Annotated in this window: 19 protein-coding genes and 2 tRNA genes; 3 read left to right on the top strand and 18 right to left on the bottom strand. The window is 49.9% G+C overall.

Annotation, left to right across the window (positions count from 1 at the left end):
* Positions 1-62 precede the first annotated feature (62 nt).
* The 6 genes from ytvI to LQE92_RS07365 form a co-directional block, all read right to left on the bottom strand.
* Positions 63-1,130, bottom strand: a complete 1,068-nt coding sequence (gene ytvI, locus LQE92_RS07390) for a sporulation integral membrane protein YtvI (protein WP_231062350.1) — start codon at positions 1,128-1,130, stop codon at positions 63-65.
* Positions 1,131-1,280: 150 nt separating this feature from the next.
* The gene (locus LQE92_RS07385; RefSeq protein ID WP_231062349.1) at positions 1,281-2,198 is read right to left on the bottom strand and encodes a SufB/SufD family protein; all 918 of its coding nucleotides are present in this window, start codon (positions 2,196-2,198) and stop codon (positions 1,281-1,283) included.
* Positions 2,198-2,932 (bottom strand): ABC transporter ATP-binding protein, encoded by a 735-nt coding sequence (locus tag LQE92_RS07380; RefSeq protein ID WP_231062348.1) that lies wholly within the window; start codon positions 2,930-2,932, stop codon positions 2,198-2,200. Before LQE92_RS07380 ends, LQE92_RS07385 begins: the two co-directional genes overlap by 1 nt.
* Before the next feature lie 132 nt (positions 2,933-3,064).
* Entirely contained in the window at positions 3,065-3,760 is a 696-nt protein-coding gene (locus tag LQE92_RS07375) for an LrgB family protein (RefSeq protein WP_231062347.1), read from the bottom strand.
* Complete coding sequence (locus LQE92_RS07370) at positions 3,753-4,163, bottom strand: CidA/LrgA family protein (RefSeq protein WP_231062346.1); 411 nt, start codon at positions 4,161-4,163, stop codon at positions 3,753-3,755. Before LQE92_RS07370 ends, LQE92_RS07375 begins: the two co-directional genes overlap by 8 nt.
* 176 nt (positions 4,164-4,339) lie before the next feature.
* Positions 4,340-4,424 (bottom strand) — tRNA-Leu (locus tag LQE92_RS07365).
* A gap of 208 nt (positions 4,425-4,632) precedes the next feature.
* Between LQE92_RS07365 and LQE92_RS07360 the strand changes: the two genes are divergently transcribed.
* Together LQE92_RS07360 and LQE92_RS07355 are read left to right on the top strand one after the other, a co-directional pair.
* Positions 4,633-4,717: transfer RNA gene (locus LQE92_RS07360), tRNA-Leu, on the top strand.
* A gap of 168 nt (positions 4,718-4,885) precedes the next feature.
* The gene (locus tag LQE92_RS07355; RefSeq protein ID WP_231062345.1) at positions 4,886-5,149 is read left to right on the top strand and encodes a helix-turn-helix transcriptional regulator; all 264 of its coding nucleotides are present in this window, start codon (positions 4,886-4,888) and stop codon (positions 5,147-5,149) included.
* An 84-nt stretch (positions 5,150-5,233) separates the two neighbouring features.
* On the opposite strand, the gene LQE92_RS07350 is transcribed toward LQE92_RS07355, so the two are convergent.
* The 5 genes from LQE92_RS07350 to LQE92_RS07330 form a co-directional block, all read right to left on the bottom strand.
* Positions 5,234-5,449, bottom strand: coding sequence for a hypothetical protein (locus LQE92_RS07350; protein ID WP_231062344.1), 216 nt, complete (start codon positions 5,447-5,449; stop codon positions 5,234-5,236).
* A 379-nt stretch (positions 5,450-5,828) separates the two neighbouring features.
* On the bottom strand, positions 5,829-6,077 hold the full coding sequence (locus LQE92_RS07345; RefSeq protein WP_147596662.1) for a hypothetical protein: 249 nt from the start codon (positions 6,075-6,077) through the stop codon (positions 5,829-5,831).
* A 132-nt stretch (positions 6,078-6,209) separates the two neighbouring features.
* Positions 6,210-6,779: an NUDIX hydrolase gene (locus LQE92_RS07340; protein ID WP_231062343.1), complete on the bottom strand. Its 570-nt coding sequence runs from the start codon at positions 6,777-6,779 to the stop codon at positions 6,210-6,212.
* 14 nt (positions 6,780-6,793) lie between these two features.
* Positions 6,794-8,812 (bottom strand): beta-propeller domain-containing protein, encoded by a 2,019-nt coding sequence (locus tag LQE92_RS07335; RefSeq protein WP_231062342.1) that lies wholly within the window; start codon positions 8,810-8,812, stop codon positions 6,794-6,796.
* A gap of 28 nt (positions 8,813-8,840) precedes the next feature.
* A complete protein-coding gene (locus LQE92_RS07330; protein WP_231062341.1) occupies positions 8,841-9,401 on the bottom strand; it encodes an RNA polymerase sigma factor in 561 nt (186 codons plus the stop codon).
* Between the two features lie 329 nt (positions 9,402-9,730).
* On the opposite strand from LQE92_RS07330, the gene LQE92_RS07325 reads away from it, so the two are divergent.
* The gene (locus LQE92_RS07325) at positions 9,731-10,822 is read left to right on the top strand and encodes a helix-turn-helix domain-containing protein (RefSeq protein ID WP_231062340.1); all 1,092 of its coding nucleotides are present in this window, start codon (positions 9,731-9,733) and stop codon (positions 10,820-10,822) included.
* Here LQE92_RS07325 and LQE92_RS07320 read toward each other — a convergent pair.
* The 7 genes from LQE92_RS07320 to LQE92_RS07290 all read right to left on the bottom strand — a co-directional run bounded on the left by LQE92_RS07320 (position 10,794) and on the right by LQE92_RS07290 (position 17,627).
* The gene (locus LQE92_RS07320) at positions 10,794-11,981 is read right to left on the bottom strand and encodes an iron-containing alcohol dehydrogenase (protein ID WP_231062339.1); all 1,188 of its coding nucleotides are present in this window, start codon (positions 11,979-11,981) and stop codon (positions 10,794-10,796) included. The two genes, LQE92_RS07325 and LQE92_RS07320, sit on opposite strands and share 29 nt — an antisense overlap.
* A complete protein-coding gene (locus LQE92_RS07315; protein ID WP_231062338.1) occupies positions 11,962-12,594 on the bottom strand; it encodes a hypothetical protein in 633 nt (210 codons plus the stop codon). Before LQE92_RS07315 ends, LQE92_RS07320 begins: the two co-directional genes overlap by 20 nt.
* Positions 12,595-12,705: 111 nt before the next feature.
* On the bottom strand, positions 12,706-13,533 hold the full coding sequence (locus tag LQE92_RS07310; RefSeq protein ID WP_231062337.1) for an energy-coupling factor ABC transporter ATP-binding protein: 828 nt from the start codon (positions 13,531-13,533) through the stop codon (positions 12,706-12,708).
* Positions 13,534-13,597: 64 nt separating this feature from the next.
* The gene (gene cbiQ, locus LQE92_RS07305) at positions 13,598-14,473 is read right to left on the bottom strand and encodes a cobalt ECF transporter T component CbiQ (protein WP_231062336.1); all 876 of its coding nucleotides are present in this window, start codon (positions 14,471-14,473) and stop codon (positions 13,598-13,600) included.
* A gap of 24 nt (positions 14,474-14,497) precedes the next feature.
* Positions 14,498-15,532 (bottom strand): M20/M25/M40 family metallo-hydrolase, encoded by a 1,035-nt coding sequence (locus LQE92_RS07300; protein WP_231062335.1) that lies wholly within the window; start codon positions 15,530-15,532, stop codon positions 14,498-14,500.
* Positions 15,468-17,414, bottom strand: coding sequence for a heavy metal translocating P-type ATPase (locus LQE92_RS07295; RefSeq protein ID WP_231062334.1), 1,947 nt, complete (start codon positions 17,412-17,414; stop codon positions 15,468-15,470). Before LQE92_RS07295 ends, LQE92_RS07300 begins: the two co-directional genes overlap by 65 nt.
* Positions 17,415-17,441: 27 nt before the next feature.
* Positions 17,442-17,627 carry a hypothetical protein gene (locus LQE92_RS07290; protein ID WP_231062333.1) on the bottom strand — a complete coding sequence of 62 codons (186 nt, stop codon included), beginning with the start codon at positions 17,625-17,627 and terminating at the stop codon, positions 17,442-17,444.
* Between the last annotated feature and the right edge of the window lie 130 nt (positions 17,628-17,757).

Genomic DNA, 17,757 nt, shown 5'->3' with positions numbered 1-17,757 from the left:
TATTTTTTACAGTTTGTACAGAGCTATTTCCAGTATTTTTCAAAATCATGCCGTACTCTCCTCTATCTCCACAGATGGATCGTCCCTTCGTCATTCATCTTTTTCAGCACCGTTGCCATGATTGGAAACAGGAAAATCCCCCATATTCCCATCACCTTGGCTCCGGCAAAAATACAGATCAGCGTGACGATCGGGTGAAGCCCCACCTGCTGCCCGATAATCTTTGGCTCAAGGATCTGGCGTACCATTGTAATGAATAAATACAAGATCAGAATCCCCACTCCAAAGCCCACATTTCCCAGAACACAGGAAACCAGACCCCAGGGAATCAAGACCGTCCCTGTGCCGAGCACCGGAAGGATATCCACGATAGCTATCAGGAACGCATACAGAAGCGGCATATCCACTCTGAGAATCAGGAAGCCCACGTACAGCTCCACAAAGGTCACACACATCAGAAACAGATAGACCTTCAGGATTTTGCCCACCATTACCTTAGCGTTCTTCGCCACATCCACGATCATGTCCCGTTTTTTGTCCGGCATTTGGCGCAGCACAAAATTTTTGACATTTTCCAAATCCGCCGTAAAGAAAAAGGACGAAATCACAGAAAACAAAAGCTGAATCAAAAGGCCGGGAAACGCGACCACATAGGAAGCCCCCAGACTTATAATGCTGCCGGAAGCTTTCAGAACGACCTCCTGCATCGTATTTTCCAAAGAATCCGCCACAGCCATCACACGATCCTGGTTTCCGGGGAAACTCCCCGCAATCTTATCCATCAGCATGCTGAGCTGAGGCTCAATATGAGTTTCATAATATGCCGGAAGCTTCTTGGCCATCTCCTGGATAAAAGCAAATATCCGCGCGCCAAAGAAGTATATCAAAATCCCCAGCAGTACATAAAACAGGACTACCGCAACAGGGGCAAAGAACTTCCGGTCAAGTCTGATTTTATTCGACAAAAACCGAATCACAGGATTCAGGATGACAGCCACCAAAAGGCCAATCACAAACGGAAGAAAGATGGGAAACAGCTTTTTCAAGATAAAATAGAGAACGCCCACCATAATAATAAAATACAAAAAATTTATGATAAACGCTTTTCTTTTTTCCAGCTTCTCATTCATGGCCATCCCCCGCAAAACACCGATTATTGTATACACTTTGCGGCAGGCCTAAGCCTGCCGCTTGTCTTTACTCTATCATATTATTTCATTGGCCTCAAGCATATGAAGACAACTTTTACAAAGTTTTAACGGAAACCTCCATTTACACTGTTATTTCAGGAAACCATTCACTATCTGCTCTTCTGCTTCCTGCTCCGTAAGTCCCAGTGTCATCAGCTTCGTAATCTGTTCCCCGGCAATCTTGCCGATGGCGGCCTCATGGATCAGGGCCGCGTCAGGATGATTCGCCGTTATTTCCGGCACCGCGCTGATCTTGGCGTCGTCCATGATGATGGAATCGCACTCAGAATGGCCGCTGCACTTGTTGTTCCCGTGAATCTTGGAAACGAAAAGCTGACGGGAATCCTCTCTGGCCACGGAGCGTGATACCACATTGGCGCTGGAACCCTTCCCGTCCAGATCTACCACAAACTCGCTCTTAGCGTCCTGCGACCCATGGGTCATCAGCTTTTCCGTGACCACGAACCTGGCTCCGTCCGCCAGCACTGCCTCCGTCGTCCGGATGGTAGAATCCACACCTTTGATCTGAACACTGTCCATTTCCATATAGGCGTCCTGCCCCAGCTCTACGACGGTCTTTGGATTCATGATGCGCTTTCCGTTCCCGTCGCCCTCTCCATAATGCTTTTCCACATACCGCACCCTGGCACCCTTCTCCAGGAAAAACCGATGGATGCCGTCATGCTTTGATGTATCGCACCCGCTGTTATGGATGCCGCAGCCTGCAACGATCACCACATCTGCACCCTCTCCCACATAAAAGTCGTTGTAGACCACTTCCTGAAGGCCCGTCTGACTTAAAATCACGGGAATATGCACGCTCTCATGCTTCGTCCCCGGCTTTATCCTGATATCAATTCCGGTTCCGTCCGGCTTGGATATGATATCGATATTGGCTGTGGTGTTTCTGCTCTCGGTCTGCCCGTTAGCCCTGATATTATACGCGCCTGTGGGGATTTCATGAAGCCCCGCGATCTGCTCCAGCAATGTCTGTTCGATTGCGTCCATCAATATCCCTCCTTATAAAATCTGCAGTTCATGTCACTCTCATCGTTCAGAAGGCCGGGAAGGATGTCTTCTTTCTTCCCTTCCGCCGTCACGCGGCCGTCGGCGATCACGATGATTCTGTCCGCTATGTTCAAGATTCTCTCTTGATGGGAAATAATCAGAATAGAAGCTCCCGCAATCCGTTCATGCATTTTTTCAAAGACTTTGATCAGATTGTTAAAGCTCCAAAGATCAATTCCGGCCTCCGGCTCGTCAAATACCGACATTTTCGTGCCCCTGGCGATAATCGTAGCAATCTCGATTCTTTTTAACTCGCCGCCGGACAGGCTGGCATTGACCTCTCTGTTGATATAATCCCTGGCGCAAAGCCCTACTTCCGAAAGATAATCGCAGGCGCCGGCGGTACTGATCTTTTCACCCGCCGCCAGGCGGATCAGATCTAACACTGTCACGCCTTTGAAACGCACCGGCTGCTGAAACGCATAACTGATACCCATGTTGGCCCGTTCTGTGATGCTCTTATCGGTGACATCCACACCGTCAAACAAAATACGCCCTTCCACGGGCTTCTCTATCCCTGCGATCACACGGGCCAAAGTGGATTTCCCACCGCCGTTCGGTCCCGTAAGCGCGATGAACTGATCATCCTCGATCTTTAAATTCACATTTCTCAAAATCTCCTTCTGGCTGTTTTCTTCCTCCACCTGAAAGGAGATATTCTGTAATTCCAGCATAGGCTTTGCCCTCTCTTTCTTTCTCACGGGTATTTTCATTTTCCCCGGATTTTTCCTGGGTATTCCAAAATCACCTGTATGTCTCAAGACATCGGTTCTATATTCCTTCCTGCCACTGCCAACCCTGTTCTTTTAGGATATAAGCCCTGAAAACATAGGCGCAAGCACCACGGTTATCACGCCGGCCGTCACGACCGCCAGGCTGGACATAGCTCCTTCCACCTCACCGAATTCCAACGCTTTGCTGGTGCCGATGGCATGTGCCGAATTTCCGCAGGCCAGTCCGACCGCGATAGGATTGGTGATCCGAAACAATCTGCACACCAATTTTGCTGCGATTCCCCCAAAAAGGCCGGTGATGATGACGGCCGCCACTGTCAGAGTGGGATTCCCTCCCAGCTCCTCCGATACCCCCATGGCAATAGCCGTGGTAATGGATTTCGGCTGAAGGGAATGGTAGATCACAGCATCCAGTCCAAAAACCGCGCAGAGCGCCCAAATGGTAAACGCCGCCGCGATACAGCCGCTCACCAGACTGATGAGAATGGCCGCCAGGTTTTTCTTCAGGACCTGTATCTGCTTATACATCGGAATCGCCAGGCAGACCGTCGACGGCGTTAGAAAATACGTGATATACTTCGCGCCTTGATCGAAGGTATCGTAATCAATATGAAACGCCGTCAGTAGGATCACGATCAGAATCGTACACAGAAGCAGTGGATTGCATATCGTATACGGGAATCTCTTTTGAATCTTAAGGCCAATCCAATACGCTGCAAGTGCAAGGAAAAAGCCGAAATAAACACTTTCCCTGAACAGGTCATTCATGGGCTTTTTCCTCCTTGTCCGCTTTTTTGTCAAGGAAGGCCTGGGCTACGGTTCCTGTCACAGCCATAACTACTACCGTACTGATACCGATGACCGCAAGGATTGAAACCAGCTTGTCCGCCACGCTTCCCATGACCGTCATCAGACTTACACAGGGGCCGATAAACAGGACCGGCATGATCTTCACCAAAAAGCTTCCTGTCTCTTCCACCTGCTCCAATTTGACGGCCTTTGTTATCAGGAGCAGAAACAGGAGGACCAGGCCATACACGCTGGCCGGGACCGGCAGGGGCAGGACACGGTTCAGAAATTCACCGGCAAAGGAGACTGCCATGATGACAGCCAGCTGCTTTACATATTTCATATAATTCAATATCATCACTCCTAATCGTATATCTTTCATATCAAGTCTCTGCTATCGTTGCCCAGATATACCTCATCCCCGTACACCGCTATAAATTATACGGCTTTTTTGCCGGAGTTGCAAGTGCTTTTGTCTCAAGGGAACTCCTATTGAAAAACAAAGTGAAATTATCCTTGATACAAAAACAGGCCTTTCTTCTCAGAAAGACCTGTCCGTGCAGTTGGCGGGACTTGAACCCGCACGAGCGCAATGCTCACTAGATCCTTAGTCTAGCGCGTATGCCAATTCCGCCACAACTGCGTGCCGTCAGTTTAACTGACGCGAATATTATGATAGCATTGCGGCACTAAAAAGTCAATGGTTTTTAGGTGAAAAAATCGCTTAAATTTTTTTACAATTTTTTTCTTTCAATTGTGTTGACATCTGAGAAAATTTGGGTTATACTACACTAGCGTTCGGAAATGAAAGACAGGCTTTTAGATAATCTGGACCAGACAAAATATAATATGCAGTTGTGGCGGAATTGGCATACGCGCATGATTCAGGTTCATGTGAGCATTACGCTCGTGAGGGTTCAAGTCCCTCCAACTGCACGAATTTTACAGTCATTTCATAAGAAATGGCTGTTTTTTTCTTTTTCTCTTTTCTGCTTTATGAGATAATTATGCGCTTTTTATAAGCGCATTAATGTTGTATAAAAGCGCACTTCTAGGCATATAGTAACGCAATATCGTATACTTGTGCTGAGTAGAGGTGATTACATGGGCGAAAAACATCCGACTGATTATTATGTACAATTTGAAAACGTTGATTATTACCTGGACCTTGGCAACCATATATCCTATTACCGAAAAAAAGCTAAGCTCACTCAGGAGCAGCTGGCTAAAATGGTGGGAATATCCCGTTCTTATCTGAGCCATATTGAAGCTCCCAACGCTTTCCAAAAATGCTCTCTTGACACCGTTTTTAAAATATGCCATGCTTTGAAGATTGAACCGGTCCAGTTGTTTCTGCCGCTTCCGTGATCATACCCAAGGGCGTCCCTAATACAAGCCTGCCGGACAGGCGCACTTCGTGAGATAAGGTATGATACAAAATACTTTTTGGAATCATTTATAATCAGCTCCGATCAAGTTCCGGTTCAGCACCGGCAGAAGTTCCGGACCGTCACGATTTCGGTTCGCTGGCGATGCAGGGGCCGCTTTATCTCCGCTTTGGCAGTACCGCTCACATGTCGACAGGAAATCTTTATGATTTCCCGTCTCCCGTTCCCTCAGAAACAGAATCGGTATTTCCGTTTCTGCCTTCCTCCGCCTGGGGAACATCGTCCGCTGCCCTGCGGCGCTCCCCTTTAGGCCGGCCCGGAATCATTCTGCCGGTTTTCTGTCTGCCGCACCGTTACAAACATGCGCCATATTTCTGATTCCAGAAAAGAATCGGATATCCGCAGGGCCCGCACGCCTTACGGCAGCGGGCCTCCGTGGCCGCTCCAATGGCTTTCACAACAAATAAAAGCTTATTTCGGTGCGGGAAGCGGACTTTCTCCTGTCTCCTCTGGTTTGCAAAGATAAATTTGTTTAAAAGATATTCAAAGATATGCCCTCCCGGGCAGGCGCACTCCGTGGGGCAAGGTATAAAACAGCAAAGGACTACTGCAGCCATTCGGCTTTTCAGTAGTCCTTTTTATATATCCATGTATCCGCATCAGCACGATTTAAGACGCACCATGACCTGACAGCTGCTGTAATCGGGAAGAGTTATGGTGGCCGACTTATCCGTACAGTCCCTGGAAAGCCTGCCGTTCACCTGGCTGGCCAGTCTCCTAAAAGCCTTCCTTCCCTCTTCTGCTTCCACTACCACGGTGGTAATATACGCTGCTATATCGTTTCTCTCTTCTCTCGGAAGCTTTCCTTTCTTCGCCTGGATGGCTTCCACCTCAAACCCGTATTTCATCAATTCATTCGCCCTTTCAGAAAACCGGATACCCTTTTCCGGCTACGGGTTCTATTCTAAATGCAATTCCGTCAAATTGCAACCCTAAACTTACCTTTTTCCGATGTCTTCCGACTTCCTCAGGGCTGCCGTTTAATCCTTCCCCGCCAGAACAGCGTACAGTCTCTCATATTCTTCCCAGTGGATACAAGACGGGATACTTCCGTCCTTAAGTCTGTGATACAGCACTTCGGCATCCATCCAGCGCACCTCTTCCACCTCTTCCTTCTGAAGGCGGAACCCAGAAAGCCCGGCATCCTTCTCCACCAGAAACACATAGTGGAACTCCCGGTCGATGTAGCTGATTCCCTGATATTCCCAGCTGCTTTCCGACTTGAGGCAAAACAGAAACTGCAGCTCTCCAGACTCCAGGGATATCCCAAGTTCTTCCTTCGTCTCCCGGACCGCCGTCTCCAGATAACCGTCTCCCGCAGAAACGTGTCCCGCCGCCGCCACATCCCAAAGTCCCGGATAGCTGTCCTTTTCCTCGCTGCGCCTCTGGAGGAGCACCTGTACACGTTCACTGCCGTCTGCTTCCGGCAGCCGGCGCACGATCCATACGCGGGAAGCTCCATGCCAATCCCCGTCCCTGTGCACCAGCCGCCTCGCTTTCTTCTCTCCTGTAAGCTTCCCGTTCTCTGTCAGTATATCGAAATATTCCATTTGTCTTTCCTTCCTTACCGTTCCTCCTCCAAAAGAACCTCTCCCAGCTTTTCACCGCTCTCCAGGGAATACGCCGACACAAAAGGGCCTGTGTTGGCGAGATACAAGGTATTGGCGATATAAAGCCCCCGTGTATCGTAATACCGATATCCCGACTCCTCTCCATTGAGCTCAATGGAAAGTTTCTCTGTGAAGCCGCTCCCCGCTTCGTAAGAATATACGACGTATCGGGAAATCTCTGTCCATCCCCCATCTTTCCTCTCCACATTCTCGGTCACACAGAAGCCCAGCAGATTTTTGGAAACGTCGATGAGGGCCGCCTTGTGATTATTCAGTACGGCGGTTCCGTCCGCGTCCTCCAGGACCGTCTTATCCAGTTCTTTCACATCGTAAGGGTCGCCGATGTCAAACATGGACAGCTTGATCCCTTCAAAAGCTCCGGTCCTGGGATTTACTTCTCTGCCGATGCCCAAAAGCTTGTCGTCTTCATAGAAATGCAGATAGCTGGAAAAACCGGTAATCTTAAGCTCTCCCATGATCTTCGGATTCTCCGGATCCGACAGATCCACACTGAACAAAGGATCCATCTGGCGGAAGGTGACAAAGTATCCGGTATCTCCCATGAACCGGGCTGAATAAATCTGTTCACCGGGAGCAAGATTATGGATGCTTCCCACAATATCCAGATTTTCATCCATCACATACAAAGAGTTTGTCTCGCCGCCGTTCTGATAATCGTCAACTGTGGCGACCAGCCTCAGATAACCCTGATACTGATCCAAAGAGAACTGATCGTTCAGCCGTCCAAGGAACCGCTTGTTCGCCGAGACCTCCATCTGGCCGTCTTTATAGGAAAGCTTGAATATCTCTGTCTGGCTTTTGCTGCTGCCGCTGCTCCACAGCTGTTCAGCCACATATATGGCATCGCCGCTCACATACATGGTATCCCCGCTAAAGTAAACCGCCTCCGTATCACAGAATCGGCCCGGGGACGTTATATCCAGTGAGGCCGCCACAAGAGTACAGCTCACCGCCACATTCTCCGGATAGTGGATATGGTCATATGCCACGGGCTCGTTGTCAACATAGGGGATATAAGATCTGTCATTTTCTTTCGATTCTGCCGCCGCGTATTTTTTTGTGAACACATAAACATAGCTGCCGTTTTTTCTGCTGGAATGATAAGCGCCGTCCTGGGACAGCATTCCTGTCAGTTTCGGGTCGCCTCGGTCTGTTATATCATAAACTGCCGTCACTGTATAGTTTTCTCCGGCCTCATTATAACAGTCCATGAGTACCACCATCGTATCCCCATCCACATAGAGCTCCAGTACGGAATCATACTCTTTGTAGACCCCGTCTGTCACAGGGCCCGTCCTGGACACTTCCTTCATATCCCCGCCATTCGCCTCGATGATGTGCACGGCTCCCACGGCGTTTTCTCCCGTATATACCACATATAGGTATTTTCCGTCTGTCTTGACGATATCGCTTTCGTCCACTCCTTCTACCTGAGTGTTCGTTTCCGAATGGTTCACTTCCGCAGTCGCCGCTTCATCCTTCGTCTCAATACCGTTCTCGGAAGGTGCCGCCGTCTCCGGCAGCGCACCGGCAGCCGTTTCTCCGGCATACGTTTCCGTCCGGTCCTCCTCCTGCTGCTTCAGATACTCGTAGATTTCTCCATAGGAAGACGCTGTCTTATAGCCGCCCGACAGGCTCACTCCTTCCGCCGGTTCCTCGCCTGCCTGGAAACCAGAGCGCCCTTTTATCCGGGTGTCCGGAACCGCGGCATTGTCCCTGCCGATCTGTCGGAACAGCCAAAAGCTTCCTCCGCCTAAGATCAAAAAAAGAAGCACTGCTGCAGCCGCTTTATATCCGGCAACTATACGTTTTGGCTTCCGACTCTCCCGTTTAAGTTTTTCTGTCACCTTGTCCGGAGACAACCTCTCCGGAGGTTCGACCATGCCCGCCGTTTTTTTTGCCTCTTCTATCCATTTCTGATCCATGGGGTCCTGCTCCCATCTTTCACTCATACGATTCATCTCCTTCACATAACGGATCTCAAATTCCGTAGGAACCGGACAGATGCGTCCTCATCCGAGCCAGAGCCCGGCTCTGTCTGGATCTCACAGTACCCGGCTTTTTCCTCAGCATCTCCGCGATTTCCTGGCTGTTATAGCCTCCGAAAAAAGACAGTCCCACGATCACCCTGTCCTCCTCAGAAAGCTGCTGAAACGCATCCCACAGATCAAGTATATCTTCCTGGCCCGCGCCGGATGATCTGGCACCATGTTCCTCTTGCATCCCCTCTGTTTCTGCCGCTGCCTCAAATTCCCCGAACACCGGCCGCTCCGCATAATGCTTCAACATCCTTTTGGATTTATTGGTCAGGATACGGAATATCCAGCTCCGAAAAGCTTCGTCATGGCGAAGCCCCCGGATTCCCTCAAAGGCTGCCGTCACCGTATCCCCGACTACGTCCTCCGCATCGTGGGGTTCTTTCAGTATAAAAAGTGCAAACCGATACAAATCCTTGTAAACTTCCTCATACAGCTGCCCGAAGGCATCTACATTTCCTTTTTTCGCCAATTTTATAAGGCGCAGCTCTTCTGATCGTTCCATACTCCACCGCCCTTCAGACATCTCAAAAGCGTCCGGCATCCCTGCCGGCCTGTTGAAATGCTCATATTTTACGCTGCAACGTATCCGCGGTAATCGCGTTCTTCTATTAATACAGTGTCAGAAAATACAGCGGCTGTTGCATGATACCATTATTTTTTTCTTCTATTGTAACATAGAAATGCTGGAAATGGACGACATCAAAAATTAACCTCCCGCTAATTTATTTTACTTTTATTTAACTTCTGCTCAGTGGTATATGGAATGGTAATCTGATATGATAAAGACAGATGAAGGACCTTCATAAACTTCAAAAAGAAAGGAAGTTCATAATGCCGATACAGAACATCATAAAAGAACGACGAAAAGCCCTCGGGCTTACCCAGGAACAGGTTGCGGATTATCTGGGAGTCTCTACTCCTGCCGTCAATAAATGGGAAAACGGCGCCACCAATCCGGATATTGCCCTGCTGCCCCCTTTGGCGCGCCTGCTTCAGACGGATCTCAATACCCTGCTGTGCTTCCATGAAGAGGTGACCGACCAGGAAATCGTAAACTTCAGTAATGAAGTGATGGAGATCATCAAACAAGAGGGCTTCGACAAAGGTCTTTCAAAGGTCCGGAAAATAATAAAAGAATATCCAAACAGCACAAAGCTCATACACAATATGGCGCTGCTGCTGGAAGGTGCCATGATCATGGCCGGCATGATGCCTGAAGATAAGGAAAAATATGACGAGCCCATCAACTCCCTTTATGAACGGGCCGCTCAGAGCAGCGATGAAAGCATCCGTATGGGGGCAAGATTCATGCTCGCATCCAAATACATTACAAAGGAAAATTTTGAAAAAGCACAGGAAATGCTCAATCTGCTCCCGGAACCGAACGTCCTGGATAAAAGACAGCTGCAGGCGTCTCTTTTGGAAAAAGAAGGAAAAACAGAAGAAGCAGAAAAAATCCATGAACGGCTGTTATACTGGAAAGCCAGCGAAATCTGGAGTCTTCTGCTGACCTTGTCTGAGCTGGAGCAAAAGACTGGAAATCATCTGAACGCAGCCAGATTTGCCGATATCTGCAGTCAATGCGCGGAGCTGTTCGAATTCCCGGATTATCACAAGATCATCCCTCAGTTTCTGACCGCCGTGTCTGAAAAAGAGGAAAAGAAAAGTATTTTTCTTATGGAATCTCTGCTCGATTCCGCGGAAAAGACCTGGAAATTTTCAGATACCTATTTATACCGGCATTTATCCGGCAAAGAACAGGCCCCCGACTACAATTCCCTGATCCTGACCCCGCTTTTAAAGCTTCTGGAGACAGATCCCAAATGTGAATTTCTCAAAAAAAATGAAAGGTACCGCGTTTTGCTCTCGCGGTACCAGTCAAAGATCAGCGCCGCTAAGCGTACGCGTTCTCCAGAATCCTGAGGACGTCCTCCTTATCCGCTTTCTTGGGATTGACGATCATGGCTCCGTCGTTTAACGCTGCCACCGCCACCGCCTCCAGATCTTTTCTTTCCACCCCGGCTTCTCTGAGAGTCATCGGCAGGCCGCAGAGTTTGTGAAGCCTTCTTTCTAGGACACGCACCCCCTGTACCATGGCCTCCCCCCGTTCCTCTGCGGCAGTCCCTGCATAGGCCTCCGGGCCGCACAGATACAAAAGCAGTTCTCCATAAGCTCCGGACAGCTTATCCATGTTGTATTCCATACAATAAGGCAGCAGAATCGTCATAGCGTCTGCATGCGGCACATGGCAGACACTTCCCAGAGCATGACCGGCCGCGTGCACCACTCCAACCATGGAGTTGGAAAATGCGGCTCCGGCCATTGCGGCGGCATTTGCCATGCCCAGCCTCGCTTCTTTATCTTTTCCATTCCTGACCGCCCGCTCCAGATATTTTCCGACCATGCGGATCGCCGCAGTCCCATATGCGTCGCTTAACGGATTTTTCTGAAGACAGGTACAAGCCTCTATGGCATGGCAGAGAGTATCCAGACCGGTAGATGCCGTCATCCTGGCCGGAAGCGTCTCCGTCATCCGTACATCGAGGACTGTCACATCTGGCTGCAGATAATAAGAGATGAACTCCATCTTCATTCCATCCGCCGCATTCTTGATCACCGCCACCAGCGTGGATTCTGATCCTGTGCCCGATGTGGTCGGCACAGCTACAAAGGGAATATGTCTTCCCCTGCCCATGATCTCACATCCAAGAAGCTCCATGATGTCTTCAACCCGCTGCGAAAGGAGCATACGGACTCCTTTTGCCGTATCCAGCACCGATCCGCCTCCTACCGCCACAAGTCCGTCGCATCCGCATTCTCTGTATCTTTCTGCGATCTGATTCACAACGGCAGATGATGAATCTGCCGGAATATCGTGAAACACCGCTCCAATGGATATTCCCTCCGCACACAGCGCATCACACACCACAGACAACGTACCAATCTCGTGAAGTATCCGGTCGGAAAGTATCATAGGACGTCTGGAGCCCAGCATGACCAGCTCTGCCGGTATATTTTCCAGAGCCGACTTTCCCGAAATCATCTTCGTACTGTGCTGAAATTCATAGTAATCCGGTAACATTCTGCCTGCCTCCATCCTGTCGCTTATTCTCTCGTTTTCCTGATTCAAACCGGATCATCCTGCCGGCCACAGCCAGATAAGTGCGGATGATCCCCATATTCTTTTTCGGCACTTCTTTTAATATCTTCCTGGAAAGGAAGCGGGGAAACAGATAAGCCTCCGCCAAATCCATACATCTGACCACGGACATCGCCCTCGCAATGTCTCCCTTCAGCATAAAGCCATGGCGCGCATAGGAACCCGCCACTCCAATCTGTCCTGACATCACTGCAAACGCCGCATCCACACTTTTAAAACGAATCATCAGATCCATATCCTCCGGCACCGTTATGGCAGCCGAAAGCCGGACAAGGCGGTTTTTCGTCTTCTTCATATAAAGAGCTGGTGCCTTTTCTCCCATTCCGATACCGAAAGTAAAATCTTCTTCCCAGTCCCCGACCTCTGCCCGGACCTTCTCTTCTTTCTGATTCAGCACTTCGAGTCCATAAAATAAAAAATGGAGTATAACGGCAGAAATTCCCTTCTTCACCGCAAGACTCCTTTTTTTACGTGCGGACATCTGCCAGACGTCCGCCGTCCTTGTATCCAATGCTTCCAATACCAGCTGGCTCATAATTCCTCCTGAACGACCGCCGTCCCCACGGGACAGATCTATTTCATGTTCACCAACCGCATTATAACGCATCCTGATATATTTGGCAAGTAAAATATTTTGAATATAAAACTATTTAAACAGCGCACGAAATGATTGGATATCCCGCGGATAAGAATCACCCTTAACAAGCCCTTTTTGCTCCAGCGTCTCAAACACCTCCAGAAAAGTCGGTTTCCTCAGATTCGCCCGGGCAAGGACCTCATCATTCTGGAAAATTTCCACCGGCTTTCCGTCGGCTATGATCCTTCCTCCCTCGAACACCAAAATCCGTTCTGCCCATCGGTAGGCAAAATCAATATCATGGGTGGAGATCAGAATCGTCCTTCCCTCCTGTTCCAGCTTTTTGAGGACTTCCTCCAGCATAGAAGCATTCATAGGATCCAAAGACGCAGTGGGCTCATCAAAAATGATCACTTCCGGCTTCATGGCTATGATATCGGCGATGCTGACCCGCTTTTTTTCTCCCCCGCTCAGATAATGGGGCGCCCGGTCCCGCATCCTGGTTATGTTCATGTACGAAAGAGCTTCTTTTACCCGCTCTGTTACCTCTTCTTTCGTGAGCTTCAGATTCATGGGACCGAAAGACACCTCCTGGAACACGGTAGATGCAATGATCTGATTGTCCGCGTCCTGAAACACGATGCCTACATTTTTCCGAAGATAATTCAAATCCTTTTTGCTCTTTGTGATTACCCTGCCCCGATAGGATACCGTTCCCTCATGGGGAGTCAGCACGCCGTTCAGATTCAGGAAAAACGTGGATTTCCCGGCCCCGTTGGAACCGATGACCGCTATCTTCTCTCCCTTCTCCATGGAGACGCTCACATCCTGAAGAGCCTCCTGATCGTTTCCGTATAAATAACTCAGATGTGATACTTCCAGTATCGTTTCTCCCATTCTGCTTTCCGCCTTTCTCTCTGAAACGTTTCTCTTCCTGCACCTTATCCGCCGTTTTCCGCCCTCAGCGGGTAAAATACCAAACTCCTGCCAAAACAGCCGTAAAAAGCGCCGCGCCGGCCGCCAGGAACGGGCTGAGAGGCTTGTCATCCTCCAGGAAGCGCAGATCGCCGTCATAGCATCTGGATTCCATCGCATCGTAATAAGCGTTCGCTCTTTTCAGGGATATGATCAGCAGATTGGAGAAAATGCTGCCAAAGGAATACCAGGATGTCTTCCGGTCACAATATCCCAGCCTGGACCTTGCCGCTACGCTCATCCGGCGCTGGGCATCCAGCAGGATAAAGATAAACCGGTATATCATATACATAAGCTCCACCAGTATTTTGGGCACATGGATCTTTCGGAAAAATCCGACGATTTCTCCCATGGGCGTAGTGAGCGTCATCATGTAAAGACAGCTGACGGCTGAGAAAGCCTTCAGCACAAGATTTGCCGTGGAAATAAGACTCGCCCTGGTCGCGGAAATATAAAAAAAACCCAGTTGAAGACAATATTCTCCTTTCGGAACCAAAGAAAAGTCAAAAGCGATCGCGGTGCTGCTCAAGGCAATAAAAATAAATGGAAGCGTCATCAGGTTCAAATACCGGCTCACGCCCAGCTTTCCCTTAAACATCACAAGCGCCGCCATGGTAAACAGCACGATGGCGGAAACTGCCATGGAATCCATGGCGATCACACATATCAAAAAAAATACGGACATCACGATCTTGAAGGAAGGATTCCACGGACGCATTTTCGACGAATAGGCATAATAGTCTATGGAAAGATGCCCTTCTCCGTGCTGATGTCCGAATATCCTTCCGGAATGGCCATGACGGCTTCCGCGGCCGTGTCTGTGCCCGTGTTCCAATAAATCATTCTGCTCCTGAGGTTCCAAGTGCATTCCTCTCTTTCGTCTTTCTCAGCTACACGGTCCCAGAAGCCATGCCCCATCTGCCTCTGTACGGCCTTCCGTTCCCCCGCTCCTTCTTTGATACGGGGCCTCCAGCCACTGCTCTGTGATTCCATAAAGAACCTGATATGCCAGCTCCAGAGAATCCACGGAAATATATTCCTGATATCCATGAATTCCGGATATGCTGTTTCTCTCATCCAGCGGAAAAAAGCCCAGCACCGGAATCCCCGCCCTTCGGAAATGGCGGTTATCACTGAAACCGGAAGAAATAACCGGAAGAAGCTCCGCCTTTCTGAACCGGTCCAGATGAGGCTTCAGCAGACTTCGGTATTCTTCCGGAAGGTACGCGTCCTCCAGACATTCCTCCGCCACATGCCTCCTGTTATTCTCACCATCGGACCTCCGGCCTTCCCGATAAGACAGGACAGCCCCGTCCTGTCCGCAACCGGTCCTTTCAGCCGGGATACCGTCCCGTTCTCCTACCTGCACGGTGTAATACCAGACGCCTCCGGCACAGACCGGAAAACCCCCGCCTTCACTCAACACCAGCCCGGCATGGGAAAACAGCCGCGTATGATTCAAAAGCCACGGAAGGCCGCAGTCTTCACAATCTTCTTCTCCACACGCAGAAACAAAGATCAATGTCTTTTCCCTGTCCTGTCTTGCTGCTTCCGCCATGATTACTGCGTTTACCGCCGTCATCCCTTTATCGTCCAGAGCTCCCCTCCCATAAACCCTGCCCTCTGACAGGACTCCCAGACCGGGAGGAAATCTCCAGCAGGACAGATCCAGGTAATCTTCCGTATCCAAATGGGAATAAAGAACGAGAGCATCTGGATTTCTTCCTGGAATCACCGCTGCGATACTTGTCCGGAACGGTTCTGGCTCATAAATTCTGTTCTCAATGCCCATTTTATCAAAATACGCCTGCAACTGCAAGGCACATTGACGTTCATTTTTCTTTCCTCTGGTGGTATCACAGTCTATCAGGGCTTTCAGGAGCCTGATGATCTCCGGAACTGTCCTCTTTTCTCCAGGCATATTCTGTCCTGCCTCCTTTCCTGGGTCTCCAGGCCAGAAGCCTGGAAGAATTCATGACGACAAAGATCGAGGAAGCATTGTGGATCAGGGCAGCCGCCACTGGATTCAAAAATCCCATGCTAGAAAGCGTGATGCCTGCAATGTTGACGATAAAAGCAAAAACAATGATATTTTCCAAGATGATACGATAGGTGCGGCGGCAGAGCGCCATTCCAGCCGGCAAAAGCTCTATGCAGTCTGACATCAGCGCCATATCCGCAGCTTCCACCGCCACATCGGTGCCGGCCGCTCCCATGGCCACTCCCACGTCCGCCGCCGCCAAAGCCGGCGCATCGTTGATGCCGTCTCCGATCATCATTACACGCTCTCCTTTTTCCTGAAGCCCTTTCAGAAATTCCAGTTTTTCCTGGGGCAGAAGTCCGGCATGGAACTCTTTGATTCCGGTTTTCCGGCAAATGGACTCTGCCGTCTTTTTATTGTCCCCAGTGAGCATCACGATCCGGCTGCACCCGGTATCTTTCAATTCTCTGACCACATTTCGACTGTTTTTCCGCAGCGTGTCCGATACAGAGACACCACCAAAAGCCCGGCCGTTTTCAGAGATTATCATCGCTGTCTGGCCCTCCTCTTCTCTCTCTTCCAGATAGGATAGTGCCTCCTCATCGCTGATTCCCGCTTCCAAAAGCCCCGCGCCATTACATACCAGAAGAACACAGTCTTCCCGACACATCTTCACGCCCCGGCCAAACAATACTTCAAATTCTCCCTGGGGAAGTTCCTCAGGAAGCAGACCCTCCGTCCTCAGATACTCCATGACAGCTCTTCCGACCGGATGCTGGGAGCTTTGTTCGGCGGCAGCCAGGACATATGCCGCCTCCTCACGGGATATCCCGCCAAATACCGTAAAATCCGTGACCTTTGGCTTTCCTTCCGTCAAGGTCCCGGTTTTATCCATACAGATGACTGTAATCTTTGCCATAGCTTCAATGGCGGTTCCTCCTTTGATGAGAATGCCCCGCTTCGCCGCATTTCCTACTGCCGCGATCACGGCCGTGGGGGTGGCCAGGACCAGCGCACAGGGACAGGCGATGACGAGCACCGACATCACCCGTATAATATCGCCTGTAAAAATCCATACCAGAACGCATATGAATACTATGGCAGGCAGAAAAAACGCTGCAAAAGTGTCTGCTGTCCTCTGTGCCCGTCCCTTGTTTTCCTGTGCATCATGGACCGTCGAAACAATCTTCCCCAGCAGAGTATCGCTCCCGATCTTTTCTGTCTTGATCTCTATGGCCCCGTTCTCACTCAAGGAACCCACAAATACCCTGTCACCCGCCGTCTTATCTGCGGGAATCGATTCTCCGGTAATGGAAGCTTCATTGAGAGAAGCGCTGCCTTTTACGATGACTCCGTCCACCGGAATCCTTTCTCCCGGAATCACCCGTATCAGATCTCCCGGGCGCGCCTCCCGTATGGAGACCTCCTTCCAGACGCCGTCTTCCTGTTTCCGGCAGGTGCGGGGAACCAGACTCAGAAGCTCTCCGACTGCGCCTCTTGTCTTTTCCATGGTCAGATCCTCCAGAAATTCCCCGAAAATCATCATAAAGGCTACAATCGCACCGGAAAGATATTCTCCCACAAAAATACAGCCGATCAGTGCCAGCACCACCAGCATACCGGCCGTTATTTTCTTAAGCGCGGCGGCGGCGCCAATGGCCGACACGGTCACATAGCCTCCTGCTGCTGCCAGCGGAATCATGGAAAAAGGAACCGGCAGCCGCAGCTCAAGGATATAATCCACGATCACCGCAGCTATAATCAGAACCAATACGGCAGCCGGAAAAAGCCACTTTCGTTTCCGCAATTTTTTTCCGTCCATCCTTCACACCTTTCTTTAGATTCGTCCTCACGACTCTTTTTTTCCAAAAAGTTTCCCCAGCACTCCCCTTGGCTTTTGTTCCTTTTTCTCACAGCTATGTCTGTCATGGGGAGTGTGACGGGATTCATGATCATGGGAATGTTCATGACCGATTCCATACAGCTCATCCATATCCTCCACACCGTCTAAAATCCCATGTTTACCTTCATGCATATCTTCCTTTCTCCTTTCATCCTCCCCTCGGGGATATTCACAATGTTTATGTTTTTCCTCTTCTGCATCATATATAACAGTCGAACTTTCCATATCCCCCATAGGGGGATATGGAAATTATAACATTCCG

Source organism: Lientehia hominis, from assembly GCF_021044755.1.
Lineage (GTDB): Bacteria > Bacillota > Clostridia > Lachnospirales > Lachnospiraceae > Lientehia > Lientehia hominis.
Note: the sequence above shows the minus strand (reverse complement) of the source record. Positions and strands in the feature narration are given on the sequence as shown.

What these genes read in the sequence shown, in the direction of transcription:
- ytvI (WP_231062350.1), bottom strand. Translation starts at nt 1,130, where the DNA reads ATGAATGAGAAGCTGGAAAAAAGAAAAGCGTTTATCATAAATTTTTTG.
- LQE92_RS07385 (WP_231062349.1), bottom strand. Translation starts at nt 2,198, where the DNA reads ATGGACGCAATCGAACAGACATTGCTGGAGCAGATCGCGGGGCTTCAT.
- LQE92_RS07380 (WP_231062348.1), bottom strand. Translation starts at nt 2,932, where the DNA reads ATGCTGGAATTACAGAATATCTCCTTTCAGGTGGAGGAAGAAAACAGC.
- LQE92_RS07375 (WP_231062347.1), bottom strand. Translation starts at nt 3,760, where the DNA reads ATGAATGACCTGTTCAGGGAAAGTGTTTATTTCGGCTTTTTCCTTGCA.
- LQE92_RS07370 (WP_231062346.1), bottom strand. Translation starts at nt 4,163, where the DNA reads ATGAAAGATATACGATTAGGAGTGATGATATTGAATTATATGAAATAT.
- LQE92_RS07355 (WP_231062345.1), top strand. Translation starts at nt 4,886, where the DNA reads ATGGGCGAAAAACATCCGACTGATTATTATGTACAATTTGAAAACGTT.
- LQE92_RS07350 (WP_231062344.1), bottom strand. Translation starts at nt 5,449, where the DNA reads ATGTTCCCCAGGCGGAGGAAGGCAGAAACGGAAATACCGATTCTGTTT.
- LQE92_RS07345 (WP_147596662.1), bottom strand. Translation starts at nt 6,077, where the DNA reads ATGAAATACGGGTTTGAGGTGGAAGCCATCCAGGCGAAGAAAGGAAAG.
- LQE92_RS07340 (WP_231062343.1), bottom strand. Translation starts at nt 6,779, where the DNA reads ATGGAATATTTCGATATACTGACAGAGAACGGGAAGCTTACAGGAGAG.
- LQE92_RS07335 (WP_231062342.1), bottom strand. Translation starts at nt 8,812, where the DNA reads ATGAGTGAAAGATGGGAGCAGGACCCCATGGATCAGAAATGGATAGAA.
- LQE92_RS07330 (WP_231062341.1), bottom strand. Translation starts at nt 9,401, where the DNA reads ATGGAACGATCAGAAGAGCTGCGCCTTATAAAATTGGCGAAAAAAGGA.
- LQE92_RS07325 (WP_231062340.1), top strand. Translation starts at nt 9,731, where the DNA reads ATGCCGATACAGAACATCATAAAAGAACGACGAAAAGCCCTCGGGCTT.
- LQE92_RS07320 (WP_231062339.1), bottom strand. Translation starts at nt 11,981, where the DNA reads ATGTTACCGGATTACTATGAATTTCAGCACAGTACGAAGATGATTTCG.
- LQE92_RS07315 (WP_231062338.1), bottom strand. Translation starts at nt 12,594, where the DNA reads ATGAGCCAGCTGGTATTGGAAGCATTGGATACAAGGACGGCGGACGTC.
- LQE92_RS07310 (WP_231062337.1), bottom strand. Translation starts at nt 13,533, where the DNA reads ATGGGAGAAACGATACTGGAAGTATCACATCTGAGTTATTTATACGGA.
- LQE92_RS07300 (WP_231062335.1), bottom strand. Translation starts at nt 15,532, where the DNA reads ATGCCTGGAGAAAAGAGGACAGTTCCGGAGATCATCAGGCTCCTGAAA.
- LQE92_RS07295 (WP_231062334.1), bottom strand. Translation starts at nt 17,414, where the DNA reads ATGGACGGAAAAAAATTGCGGAAACGAAAGTGGCTTTTTCCGGCTGCC.
- LQE92_RS07290 (WP_231062333.1), bottom strand. Translation starts at nt 17,627, where the DNA reads ATGCATGAAGGTAAACATGGGATTTTAGACGGTGTGGAGGATATGGAT.